General features: G+C 71.7%; 9 protein-coding genes. 4 read left to right on the forward strand and 5 right to left on the reverse strand.

The features are described 5' to 3' along the window. Nucleotides 1–33 precede the first annotated feature (33 nt). The 3 genes from IEZ05_RS15860 to IEZ05_RS15870 form a co-directional block, all read right to left on the reverse strand. Nucleotides 34–540: a hypothetical protein gene (locus IEZ05_RS15860; RefSeq protein ID WP_189230757.1), complete on the reverse strand. Its 507-nt coding sequence runs from the start codon at nucleotides 538–540 to the stop codon at nucleotides 34–36. Nucleotides 541–808: 268 nt separating this feature from the next. Next, the gene (locus IEZ05_RS15865; protein WP_189230758.1) at nucleotides 809–1198 is read right to left on the reverse strand and encodes a hypothetical protein; all 390 of its coding nucleotides are present in this window, start codon (nucleotides 1196–1198) and stop codon (nucleotides 809–811) included. After that, entirely contained in the window at nucleotides 1195–4590 is a 3396-nt protein-coding gene (locus IEZ05_RS15870; RefSeq protein ID WP_229869727.1) for an ALF repeat-containing protein, read from the reverse strand. Before IEZ05_RS15870 ends, IEZ05_RS15865 begins: the two co-directional genes overlap by 4 nt. A 507-nt stretch (nucleotides 4591–5097) precedes the next feature. Here IEZ05_RS15870 and IEZ05_RS15875 point away from each other — a divergent pair. After that, the gene (locus tag IEZ05_RS15875; RefSeq protein ID WP_189230759.1) at nucleotides 5098–5739 is read left to right on the forward strand and encodes a superoxide dismutase; all 642 of its coding nucleotides are present in this window, start codon (nucleotides 5098–5100) and stop codon (nucleotides 5737–5739) included. Between the two features lie 124 nt (nucleotides 5740–5863). Here the strand turns inward: IEZ05_RS15875 and IEZ05_RS15880 are convergent, their stop codons facing one another. After that, on the reverse strand, nucleotides 5864–6649 hold the full coding sequence (locus IEZ05_RS15880; protein WP_189230760.1) for an SAM-dependent methyltransferase: 786 nt from the start codon (nucleotides 6647–6649) through the stop codon (nucleotides 5864–5866). A 128-nt stretch (nucleotides 6650–6777) separates the two neighbouring features. Between IEZ05_RS15880 and IEZ05_RS15885 the strand changes: the two genes are divergently transcribed. Further along, on the forward strand, nucleotides 6778–7005 hold the full coding sequence (locus tag IEZ05_RS15885) for a hypothetical protein (RefSeq protein ID WP_189230761.1): 228 nt from the start codon (nucleotides 6778–6780) through the stop codon (nucleotides 7003–7005). On the opposite strand, the gene IEZ05_RS15890 is transcribed toward IEZ05_RS15885, so the two are convergent. Further along, the gene (locus tag IEZ05_RS15890; protein ID WP_189230762.1) at nucleotides 6992–7630 is read right to left on the reverse strand and encodes a mycothiol-dependent nitroreductase Rv2466c family protein; all 639 of its coding nucleotides are present in this window, start codon (nucleotides 7628–7630) and stop codon (nucleotides 6992–6994) included. The two genes, IEZ05_RS15885 and IEZ05_RS15890, sit on opposite strands and share 14 nt — an antisense overlap. A 148-nt stretch (nucleotides 7631–7778) precedes the next feature. Here IEZ05_RS15890 and pepN point away from each other — a divergent pair, with 148 nt between their 5' ends. Beyond that, nucleotides 7779–10361: an aminopeptidase N gene (pepN, locus tag IEZ05_RS15895; protein WP_189230763.1), complete on the forward strand. Its 2583-nt coding sequence runs from the start codon at nucleotides 7779–7781 to the stop codon at nucleotides 10359–10361. Nucleotides 10362–10751: 390 nt separating this feature from the next. Next, nucleotides 10752–11792 (forward strand): hypothetical protein, encoded by a 1041-nt coding sequence (locus tag IEZ05_RS15900; RefSeq protein ID WP_189230764.1) that lies wholly within the window; start codon nucleotides 10752–10754, stop codon nucleotides 11790–11792. The last annotated feature ends 136 nt before the right edge of the window (nucleotides 11793–11928 follow it).

An 11928-nucleotide genomic window follows, 5' to 3' on the forward strand; every position in this document is an offset into this window, starting at 1 on the left:
CGAGTGGTTTCCTCATTCACGGGGCGGCCCCGGCTAGTTGTTGACGCGGATCTCGACCAGGACGTGCTCGCGGCCGTCGACGGACTCGCCGACGCCCTTCCACGTGTCCGCGGGGATGTCGTACTCGACCTGGTCGCCCTCGGCGGTCATCTCCAGGTGGGTGTTGGCGGAGTCGTCCGTCTTCACCCCGTGCACCGAGGGAAGTTCGAGGGTCAGGAAGCCTTCGTCGGCGGTGACCTGGAAGCAGACGTCCTCGTGGTCGCGCGCGAGGAACTGCAGGAGGTTGCCCCCGCCGGCGCAGTCGGCGAGCACGATGTGGCCGTCTCCGCGCTTGAGGACGACGTTCTGCTCGGCCAGGATCTTGTCGGCGTTCGGGTAGTTGTAGTCCTCGACGGCGTAGCCGGGCGTGCCATCGGCGACGGCGTCGGTGGAGGACCCGGCGGCGGCACCCGCGCCGCCCTGGGCGAGTACGGCCCATGCCAGGGCGCCGGCGGTGGCCGCGGCGCCCAGAATGCGCACGAATGCGCTGCGTGACTTCATCACAGTCCTAAAACTCGACAGTTCTTCGGTTCAAGTCCCTTATCGAAGCGGGCACTTGGCGAGCGCGTCCAATACCTGAAACGGACGGAAACCGGATAACCGGTGGGTATGGATCGTGATACGCGTCACATCAGGGAAGGGTTGTAGCGATCTCCATAACGACTTCGCAATAGCTCGCCGTGCGGCCCGCAGAGAAGCGTCCGGGAAGAAGACGGAAAGGGCGCGAAGGAGAACATCGCGCCCTTTCCGCCCGGCGCCGTCGGACCACTCAGCTCGTCCTGTTGAGCTCCTGCGTGACCGGCCCGTCCGGATCGGACTGGAAATACAGCGTGTCCTGATCGTCTACATAGAGCTGGATTCCGGCGGTCTTGCCGAGCCCGCCGTCCTCGACCCCCAGGTAGACGAAATCACTCGACGTTCCCGGGTCCTCGTATTCCCAGCTGCCATGGAAATCGACCGGCTCCGCGCCTTCGCTCGTCGTCACACCGGTGGCCGAGAAGGTGCCCTTCGCCGAGAGCTCGATCCGCCCGCCGTCGTCGGAGCGGTACACACCGGGCAGCTCCTCCGGGTCGACCGCCCCCGAGCACCCCGAGACGAGCACCGCCGAAGCGGCGAGCACGGCGAAGAGCCACCGTCCACTCGCCCTCTTGCGCGTCACGGGCCCAGCGTAACGTCGAACTCGATCACCTGGGTCTTGGGCGACATCGGCCCCTCGTCACCGACGACCTTGTCCACGAACGCGCCCACGGTGTCGCTCCACCAGTCCGTGTATCCGATGACCGGGGGGTGCGTCGCCGACTCGATGTCCGATTCGTTGTACGCGGTGTAGCGCCAGGTGACCGATCCGTCCGCGTTCTCCCGGATGGGAGTCATACGGACCTGGTGCGAGCCCAGGAACGTGTACGCGAGGTTGCCGGTGAGCCCGGCCGTGGTGAGCGTGCCGTAGTCCGTGAGGTATTTGCCGACGCCGTCGAAGCCGCTGAGCTGGTAGTCATACATGTAGGTGTGGCCCAGCTCGTACTTCCCGGTGCGCTGCCATTCGCTGAGGAAGTACGCGATGACGCCCTTGGTGTTCGCGTGCTCGCGGTAGAGCTTGGTGAATTCGTCGTTCGGGCCGAAACACTGCGACTGGGGGCCGGTGCCGGTCAGCCAGCTCCACCCCAGCTCCCACGGGTTGGTGCTGTTGCTGTGCTCGATCGGGTCGCCGAACGGCGTCAGACAGCTCTCGGCGCCGTCGGGAAGCCCGGTCTCGCCGTCGATCGGCACCTTCGAGTTGTCGATCGCGTCCTGGATCGCCTGCTGGATCGCGGCCTGGATGACCAGGATCCGCGCCTCGGTGGCGGCGATGGCCGCCTCGGTGAAGGACTTGCCCGCCGCGAGTTCCGCCTGCCGGGCCCTCGTCGCGGAGGCCTGCGCGTCAGCGGCGTAGGCCGCGGCGGTCGAGGCGGAGCGCACGGCCCGGTTGGCCGCGTCCCGCGCCACACTGCTCGCCTTGCGGGCCGCGGCGGCCGCGTTCGCCGCGGTCTGCGCGGACCTCGCGGCGGCGGCCGCGGAGGCTTCGGCGGCCTCCGCGTTCTTGCGGGCCTCCTCCGCGGAGGCCTTGGCGTCGGCCGCCCAGCCCTCTGCCTTGTTGGCCCAGTCGGTGGCCTCCTGGGCGGCCTGCCGGGCGATGGCCGCGGCCTCGGAGGCGCGGGCCGCGTCCTCGAGCGCGTCCTGCGCGACCTTGGCAGCCCGCGCGATCGCCGCACGGATCGCGCTGATGTGCGTGGCGTGATCGTGGTCGATCCGCGCGAACTCGTGCTGCGTCGTGCCGATGAACTGGCGCAGCATGTGCGTGTCGCCTTCGAGGGCGACCTTCGCCGCGGCCTGGACGTACGGGCCGCCGCTCGCCAGGAGCGTGGTGGCCGCCACCTTGTCGTCCTCGTGGACGGCCGCGGCGCGCTTCACGTGCAGGAAGGTGTGCAGCGCCTCGGCTGAGCCGTCCGTCAGGGCGGCCTCCGCGGCCCGCCGTACGGCGGTACCGGTGGACGTGTCCGCGAGGAGCGTGGTGATCTCGACCTCGTTGTCGTCCCGGGCCGCCTCGACCGCGCCCTTCGCCAGGAAGGTCCTGATGGTGGCGGCGTCCTCGGTTCGCAGCGCCGCCACGGCGGCCTCGGCCACGTTCTGCGTGGAGATCGCGGCGATGGCCGCGGCGTTCTCCGCGTTGTCCTGCTGCAGCGCGATGGCCCGGTCGGCCTCGATCCAGCGCAGGACGTCCTCGTCCGAGCCGGCGAGCGCGAACTCGGCGGCCTCGCGGGTCCACGTACCGGACCGGTCGAGCAGCTGGACGGCGGCCTGCCGCCCCTTGCTCACGGCCTCTCCGGTCCGGCCGTCCCTGAGCGCCGCCTCCATCGCGGTGATCAGCGCGGCGAGTTCCTCGGACAAGCGCGCTTCCTGCGTACGCTCCTGGTTGGCGCGTTCGAGACGGTCGGTCTCGGCGGCCCGCTGCTGCCTGGCGGCCTCGATCGCTTCCTCGGTCTCCTCCTCGAGCCGCGCGATCTCGGCCTCTCTGGCCTCCTGCTCGACCGTACGCGCCTCGGTGACCGCGTCGTACGCCTTGTTCGCGGCTTCCACGGCGGCGTTCGCGGCGGCGGTGGAGCGGTTGGCGTAGTCCACGGCCTTGCCGGCGTTCCGGGCCGCTTCCTCGGCGGCGTCGGCGGCCTTCTCCGCGTGGTCGGCCGCGCTGTCGGCGGCGGCGGACGCGGTACGCGCGGCGGCGGCCGACCTGCGGGACAGCGTCGAGGCCCGGCTCGCGGCCGCCGTGGCCCGGCCGGCGGCGGCCTCCGCGATGGCGGCCTGGCGCTGCGCTTCGGCGGCCTCGGACCGCGCGGCACCGGCGGACACGGCCGCGTCGGCCGACGCGCGCGCGGCGGCGGCCGAGTTGACCGCGGCACCCGCGGCCGCGTTGCCCGCGGCCTCGGCGGCGTCGGAGGCGAGGGCCGCGAGCGTGGCCTTCGCGGCCACGGTGCGCACCCAGTTGACCATGGTCCGCGCGGCCTGCGCCGCCTGGTTGGCGGCCTCCGCCATGTTCGCGTTCTTGGAGGCGCTGATCGCGGCGCGGTAGGCACGCGACGCGGCGCGACCCGCGGCGGCGGCGGCTGCCGAGGCGGCGTTCGCGGCGGCAACGGAGCGCCGGGCCGCGGCCTGCGCGGTACGCGAGGCGGACACCGCGGTCGACGCGGCGGCCGCGGCACCCTGGGCGGCCCGCGCCGCCTTGTTCGCGGCCCTGGCCGAGCGCTGCACGTCCTGCTCGGCGGCCTGCGCCTCGGCCTTCGCCTCCAGCGCGGCCGCCTTGGCCTTCTCGGCGGCCTTGACCGCCTGCTCGGACAGCTCGACCGCCTCGTCGGTCTTGCGCTCGGCGCGCCGCCCCTCCGCCTCCACGATCTTGACCAGCTGCTGGATCTCCGCCGACTCCTCGTCCCGCGCCCGGGCGATGTACTGCCCCGTCGTCAGGAACCACTGGATCGCCCGCGGCGATCCGTCGTCGAGCGCCCGCTCCGCGTACTCCCGCACCTGCGGCGAGGCGGTCACGAGGATGGAGGTCACCTCGACGCGCTGGTCCTCGTGCTGGGCGTCGTACTGCCCGGTGCTGAGGAAGTCCCGCAGCGCGAAGTCCGTACGGGCGGCCAGCGCCTCGGCGGACTCGCGCTTGACGGCCCTGCCGCCGTGCGCGTTGACCGTGGTCACGGCCACTTCGAGGTCCTCGGTCACGGCCGTCGCGAAGCCGCCCTGCAGATAGGCCGAGACCGCCGCGTCCCCGCCGGACAGTGCCTGCCCGATCCCGGCCCGCGTGGCCTTGCCCGCGCTGACCAGGGCCTCGGTGAGCGTGAACCGGTTGTCCTCGGCCGTCGCCGCCGGCAGCCTCTCGCCGAGGAACGTGGCCACGTCGTCCGCGTTGCCCACGAGCGCCGCCGCCGCGGCCGTGCGCACCGCGCGGCCGCCGGTCCGGTACGCCTGCACGACCTTGCCGCGGTCGGTACCGGGCAGCCCCGTACCGCCGCCGGCCGCCACCGTGCCCGCCGCATACGCGGGCCGGGACCCGAATGCCCCCAGAGGCAGTGCGGCACCCGCCGCAATTCCGCCGAAAATGGCCAGAGACTGGCGTCTGCTGAATATCCGTCGTGATGGTGACATCACGACTCCCTTCTCGATTACGAGGGGAAATGTCGCCGCCCCCCTGAATGCCAAGTCCCTTATCGAAGCCGGGGGTTGGTGGACTCGTCCATTGCAGAAACCGGGCAGAAATCGGATAACCGTCAGGTATTCGTTGTGATGTGCACCACACCCCGAAAGGGTTGTAGTGATCTTTGTAAAAGATTCGTGGGCCGATTCGGAGACAGGCACCTCCGGCACCCGTGTCCCGCTCGACCCGGGGCGGCCCCTCCTTGCCCACCGAACGACCCTCGCAGGGTCCGCGGCGGCACGCCCGGCCACCCCCTCGGGCGCCCCCCGGACCCACTCTTGCTGCTAGCGTGCACTTGCAAGCCTTTTGCAATAAGAGGTCGGAGGGGATCCGCCATGTCCGTCTACACGCTCCCTGAACTGCCGTACGACTACTCCGCGCTGGCCCCCGTGATCAGCCCCGAGATCATCGAGCTGCACCACGACAAGCACCACGCGGCCTACGTGAAGGGCGCCAACGACACGCTGGAGCAGCTCGCCGAGGCGCGGGACAAGGAGTCGTGGGGGTCGGTCAACGGCCTGGAGAAGAACCTGGCCTTCCACCTCTCCGGCCACATCCTGCACTCCATCTACTGGCACAACATGACCGGCGACGGCGGCGGCGAGCCGCTGGAGAAGGACGGCACGGGCGAGCTCGCGGACGCGATCGCCGAGTCGTTCGGCTCCTTCGCGGGCTTCAAGGCGCAGCTCACCAAGGCCGCCGCGACCACGCAGGGCTCCGGCTGGGGTGTGCTGGCGTACGAGCCGCTGAGCGGGCGCCTGATCGTCGAGCAGGTCTACGACCACCAGGGCAACGTGGGCCAGGGCTCCACCCCGATCCTGGTCTTCGACGCCTGGGAACACGCCTTCTACCTGCAGTACAAGAACCAGAAGGTCGACTTCATCGACGCCATGTGGGCCGTCGTGAACTGGCAGGACGTGGCCAGGCGCTACGAGGCCGCCAAGTCCCGCACGAACACGCTGCTGCTGGCCCCCTGAGCCGCCCGAGCCGCAGACGTCCCGCCTCGTGATCGTCTTCTCACCCTTCACGGCGGCGGGCGGAATGAGGGAAGCCCCCGCGAGGACGTGACTCGCGGGGGCTTCCTGTGCCGGCGGGCGTCGGTCAGGGCTTGCGGGCGACCCCGCCGTGCTGGCCGACGGGCCGCGGGGGCGTGCCGTCCGGGGACGGGTCCGGGCGCCACAGCGGGACGGACACCACGCCGGGGTCGACCAGGTCGAGCCCCTCGAAGTAGGCCTCGATCTGCTCGACGGGCCGCAGGAAGTACGGGACGGCGCCGGTCTCGTTGTAGCCGTCCTGGGCCGCCTCGTAGTCCGGGTCGGTACCCCGCGAGCCGTCGTTGACGCACAGGTGACTGCCGGAGGGCAGGCCGGCCATCAGGCGGCGGACCAGGTCACAGGCCCGGTCGTGGTCGGCGACGTGGCCGAGGATGCCGCTGAGGATCAGGGCGGTGGGGCGGGCCAGGTCCAGGGTCCGGCCGGCGGCCTCGAGGACGCGGTCCGGCTCGAAGAGGCTGAGGTCCTCGTAGGCGGTGACGCCCTCGGGGGTGGAGGTGAGCAGGGCGCGGGCGTGGGCGAGGACCAGCGGGTCGTTGTCGACGTAGACGATCCGCGCATCGGGGGCGTACCGCTGGGCGACCTCGTGGGTGTTGTCGACGGTCGGCAGCCCGGTCCCGACGTCCAGGAACTGCCCGACGCCCGCCTCCCGCACCAGGTACCGGATGCTGCGGCCGAGGAAGGCGCGGCTGCTGCGGGCGATGGTGACGATGCCGGGGAAGACGGCGGTGTAGGCGTCACCGGCCTGCTCGTCCACGGGGTAGTTGTCCTTGCCGCCCAGCCAGTAGTTCCAGATCCGGGCCGAGTGCGGCACCGAGGTGTCGATCTCCGTCATGGGGTGGGACTCGCCTCCAGTGGTGGGGGCTTCCATGGTCCCCCTGCGGGGGAGTCCGCGGGCCGGAATGCCGCTTTTGCGCGCGCCGGGCTTCCCGGTGGGAGGGGTTCCGGGCGACAGTGGCCCGCATGGGTCTTCCGAACAGGCGGTGCCCCAACTGCGGGGACACGGACCAGGACTTCCGGCCGCTCGTCGACGCCGAGAAGGCGTACGCACTGGCGGCGGGGAAGGTGCCCAGGGCCGACCTGGGCACCTACCGGCGCTGCGCCCGCGAAGGGTGCGTGCGGGTGCAGTCCTACTTCAACTGGAGGTCCGGCTTCGATCTGCCGGAGTCCTTCCGCACTACAGGTTGCTGAAGTCCGGGCCCTTGGTGCGGGTGCGCTTGATCTCGTAGAAGCCGGGGACCGAGGCGACCGCGAGGGTGCCGTCCCAGAGCTTGGCGGCGTCCTCGCCCTTGGGGGCGGGGGTGACGACCGGGCCGAAGAAGGCGAGCTGCTCGCCGTCGGCGCCGGGGACGGCGATGACCGGGGTGCCGACCTCCTGGCCGACCTTGTCGATGCCCTCCTTGTGGGAGGCGCGCAGCTGGGGCTCGTAGGGGGTGGAGTCCCAGTGGTCCATGAGGGACTCGGGCAGGCCGACGTCCTTCAGGGCGGCGGCGATCGTCTCCTTGCCGAGGCCCTCGCCCTGGTTGTGGATGCGGGTGCCGAGCGCGGTGTAGAGGTCACCGAGCACCTCGGGGCCGTGCTCCTCCTGGGCCGCGATGACGATCCGGACCGGGCCCCAGGCCTTGTTCTCCAGCATGTCGCGATACTCCTCGGGCAGCTCGTCGAGCTTGTCCTCGTTGAGGACGGCGAGACTCATCACGTGCCAGCGGACCTCGATGTCCCGTACCTTCTCGACCTCGAGGACCCAGCGGGAGGTCATCCAGGCCCAGGGGCACAGCGGGTCGAACCAGAAGTCGACGGGAGTCTTGTCCGACATGTCTCTCCTCAGGGGGCGTGCGCGGCCGAGCGTTCTTCCCGGGCAACGCAGGAGCCGACCCCGGCCATTCCCGGCTGCCGCGCGTCAGGGGCACATGGCAGGATCAGTGCTGTCCGCATACTGAACACCACCCGAGGGAGTGCCGCCCGTGCCCGGTGAGAATCTGTCCCGCGACGAGGCCCGGGAGCGGGCCGCCCTGCTGTCCGTCGACGGGTACGAGGTGTCCCTCGACGTGCGCTCGGCCGTCGGCGCCGCGGAGGGCGAGGGGCCGCGCACGTTCCGGTCCGTCACCACGATCCGCTTCCGGTGCAACGAGCCCGGCGCGAGCAGCTTCGCCGACCTGATCGCACCGAGCGTGACCGCCGTGTCCCTCAACGGGCGGGACCTCGACCCGAGCGAGGTCTTCGACGGCTCCCGGATCGTCCTGGAGGACCTGGCCGCCGACAACGAGCTGGTCGTCGACGCGCAGTGCGCCTACTCCCGCACCGGCGAGGGCCTGCACCGCTTCGTCGACCCCGAGGACGGCGAGGTGTACCTGTACACCCAGTACGAGCCGGCCGACGCGCGCCGGGTCTTCGCGGGCTTCGAGCAGCCGGACCTCAAGGCGCCCTTCCGCTTCGAGGTGCGGGCGCCCGAGGCGTGGACGGTGTGGAGCAACGGCGCCGGGGACCGCACGGACGGGGTGTGGCGGTTCGCGGAGACCAAGCCGATCTCCACGTACATCACGTGCGTGGTCGCGGGTCCGTACCACTACGTCACGGACTCGTACGAGCGCCTGCTCGAGGACGGTACGCGGCTGGAGATCCCGCTCGGCGCGATGTGCCGCAAGGGTCTCGCGCCGCACTTCGACGCCGACGACGTCTTCCTCGTCACCAAGCAGGGCCTGGACTTCTTCCACGACCACTTCGACTACCCGTACCCCTTCGGGAAGTACGACCAGGCGTTCGTGCCCGAGTACAACCTCGGCGCGATGGAGAACCCGGGGATGGTGACCTTCCGGGAGGAGTACATCTTCCGCGGGAAGGTGACGCGGGCGTCGTACGAGGGCCGCGCCAACACGATCCTGCACGAGATGGCGCACATGTGGTTCGGCGACCTGGTCACCATGGAGTGGTGGGACGACCTGTGGCTGAAGGAGTCCTTCGCGGACTTCATGGGCGCGTTCGCCAACGTCGGCGCGACCCGCTTCAAGGACGCCTGGATCACGTTCGCCAACCGCCGCAAGGCGTGGGCCTACCGTGCGGACCAGCTTCCCTCCACCCACCCGATCACGGCCGACATCCGTGACCTGGAGGACGCCAAGCTCAACTTCGACGGCATCACGTACGCCAAGGGCGCGAGCGTGCTCAAGCAGCTGGTGGCGTACGTCGGGCAGGACGCCTTCATGGAGGGCGCGCGGCGCTACTTCGAGCGGCACGCGTACGGCAACACGCGCCTCGGCGACCTGCTGTCGGTACTGGAGGAGACCAGCGGCCGGGACATGGCCGCCTGGGCGCGGTCCTGGCTGCAGACGGCCGGCGTCAACTCGCTGACCCCGCAGGTGCTGCTGAGCGCCGGGGGCCGCGTCGACGAGCTGGCCGTCGTACAGGAGGCGGCCGAGTCGCACCCCGAACTGCGGCCGCACCGGGTGGCGGTGGGCCTGTACCGGCGTACCGGCGAGGGCGCGCTCGAGCGGTACGCGCGCGCCGAGGTGGACGTCGACGGGCCGCGCACGGTGGTGGCGGAGCTGGCCGGGGCCGAGGCGCCCGAGCTGGTCCTCGTCAACGACGACGACCTGACGTACTGCAAGACCCGCTTCGACGAGACCTCGCTGGCGACCCTGCGCGAGCACCTGGGGTCGCTGACCGACCCGCTGGCCCGAGCGCTGTGCTGGTCGGCGCTGTGGAACATGACGCGGGACGCGCTGCTGCCGGCGCGGGACTTCGCCGGGCTGGTGCTGCGGTTCGCGGGGCGCGAGTCCGACATCGGCGTCCTCCAGATGCTGCACGCCTGGGCCGGGTCGGCGCTGGTGCACTACGTGGCCCCCGAGGGGCGCGAGGCCGTCGGCCGGCTGCTGGGCGAGGGCGCGCTGCGGGAGCTGCGCGACGCGGCGCCGGGCAGCGAGCAGCAGCTGGCGTGGGCGCGGTTCTTCGCGGTGGTCGCCTCCGACCAGGCGGAACTGGCGCTGCTGCGGGGTCTGCTGGAGGGCACGGAGAAGATCGACGGACTGGACGTGGACCAGGAGCTGCGCTGGGCGTTCCTGGAGCCGCTCGCCGCGCACGGCGAAGCCGACGAGGAGATGCTGGCGGCCGAGCTGGCCCGGGACGACACGGCCTCCGGCAAGCGGCACCAGGTGCGCTGCCTGGCCGCCCGTCCGTCGGCGGCGGTGAAGGCGCAGGCCTGGGCGCAGGTCGTGGAGTCGGACGCCCTGTCGAACGCCTTGGTGGAGGCGACCATCGCGGGCTTCGCACAGGCCTCGCAGCGGGAGCTGATCGCCCCGTACGCGGAGAAGTACTTCGCGGCGATCGAGCGGGTGTGGAGCGAGCGGTCGATCCAGATCGGGATGGACGTCGTCCGGGGCCTGTTCCCGTCCCTGCGCGACTCCCAGGACACGCTCGACGCCACGGACGCCTGGCTGTCCACCCACGAGAAGGCCGCGCCGGCGCTGCGGCGGCTGGTCCTGGAGGCACGGGACGACCTGGCCCGGGCGCTGCGGGGGCAGGCCTGCGACCGGGCTGCCGCCGGGCTCTGAGGGAGTGAGCGGGGCGCGGGGTGGCGCTTCGGCTGCGGGTTCGTCGTGGCTGGTCGCGCAGCTCCCCGCGCCCCTGACGGGGACGGCCGGGACCGCTGGCGCAGCAGGGCGACGGTCTCGGCGCTGGCGGCGACATACCGGCCGGAGGCGCCGCCCAGGTCACTGTCCTGCACCGCGCGCCAAGAGCACCCGGAGCTTTGGCCAATGATTGGGCGTTCCGTCATCGTTACGGAATTCAGTCAATAGCAGCCGTAACCCCTGGCCCGCACCTTCGCGGACCAGGGGTTTTCGGCATCCGAACACCCGTCCTTTAGGGCGGGCTTGTCCTGATTCGGCGATGGACGTGTAACAGCGGTTAAGGGAGGGACCGGGCGCGGGAAGTCCCCGGTCATGACGCACAACACCCCGCTCTCCCCCCGCCCCCTCCGCCACCTGGCCGACGGCCGCCGCCGCCTGATGACGGCCGCTCAGCTCCGGGCGCACGGCGTCTCGGCCGCGGAGGCCGCCGAGCAGTGCCGCCCCGGCGGGCCCTGGCAGCAGCTGCTGCCGAACGTCGTCCTGCTCCACCCCGGCCCGCCCACCAGCGACGAGCGGCTGCACGCCGTGCTGCTGTACGCGGCCAGGGAACGGCCCACCGCCGGGGTGCCGGTCCAGCCCGGCGCGGGCGGGGCACCGGACCCCGCCTACGCGGAGGCGGTGATCACGGGCCTGGCCGCGCTGACCCTGCACGGCTTCAGCGGCGCTCCCCCGCTGCCGTCTCTGGAGGCCATCGACGTCCTGGTGCCGCGGATGCGCCGGCTGCGCTCGACCGGCTGCGCGCGGATCGTGCGCACCGCCGCGCTGCCCGCCGCCGTCCAGGTCACCGGGGTGCCGGTGGCGCCGGTGGCGCGCGCCCTGGCCGACGCGGTGGCGGGACTGACGGACGCGGGCCTCGTCCGCCGGCTGCTCACGGAGGCGGTGCGCGGGGGGCACTGCGAACCCGCGGCGGTGGTACGGGAGCTGAACCGGGCGCGGCTGCTGGGCCGGCCGCACGTGGTGGACGCCGTGGACTCGCTGGTGGCCGAGGGACGGGCGATCGCGGAACAGCGCCTGTACCGGATGGTGCGCGAGCACGGCCTGCCGGATCCGGTGTGGAACGTCGACCTGCGGCTGCCCGGCGGCCCCCACCTCGGCGGTCTGGACGCGTACTGGCCGGAGCAGGCGGTGGCCCTGGAGCTGGACACCCGCGCCCACCGCCAGGAGGACGACGCGCTGTGGTCGGAATACGCCCGCAAGCGCGAGCACTTGGAACGACTGGGCATCACGGTCGTGCACATCACGCCGCGCAAGCTGCGGGAGTCCCTGGAGCACCAGGCGGCCGTGGTCCGAACGGCGTTGATGGCGGCCGGAGACAGGGAACCCGCTGCATACGTCGTGGTGCTGCCCCGGTAGTGACGGACCGGGGCGGCATCAGGAGGGGAGAGGAGGGACCGGCGGGCGCGACTGCCCACCGGTCCCTCCTCGTGTTTCCCGCGATTGTCACAAGATGTTCCTTACGTCCTCGATGGCGTATGGCGGAAGTACGCCA

This window comes from Streptomyces flaveolus, from assembly GCF_014648815.1.
Classification (GTDB): domain Bacteria; phylum Actinomycetota; class Actinomycetes; order Streptomycetales; family Streptomycetaceae; genus Streptomyces; species Streptomyces flaveolus.

Coding starts and splice junctions, on each gene's coding strand:
- IEZ05_RS15860 (WP_189230757.1), bottom strand. CDS start 540: ATGAAGTCACGCAGCGCATTCGTGCGCATTCTGGGCGCCGCGGCCACC.
- IEZ05_RS15875 (WP_189230759.1), top strand. CDS start 5,098: ATGTCCGTCTACACGCTCCCTGAACTGCCGTACGACTACTCCGCGCTG.
- IEZ05_RS15880 (WP_189230760.1), bottom strand. CDS start 6,649: ATGACGGAGATCGACACCTCGGTGCCGCACTCGGCCCGGATCTGGAAC.
- IEZ05_RS15885 (WP_189230761.1), top strand. CDS start 6,778: ATGGGTCTTCCGAACAGGCGGTGCCCCAACTGCGGGGACACGGACCAG.
- IEZ05_RS15890 (WP_189230762.1), bottom strand. CDS start 7,630: ATGTCGGACAAGACTCCCGTCGACTTCTGGTTCGACCCGCTGTGCCCC.
- IEZ05_RS15900 (WP_189230764.1), top strand. CDS start 10,752: ATGACGCACAACACCCCGCTCTCCCCCCGCCCCCTCCGCCACCTGGCC.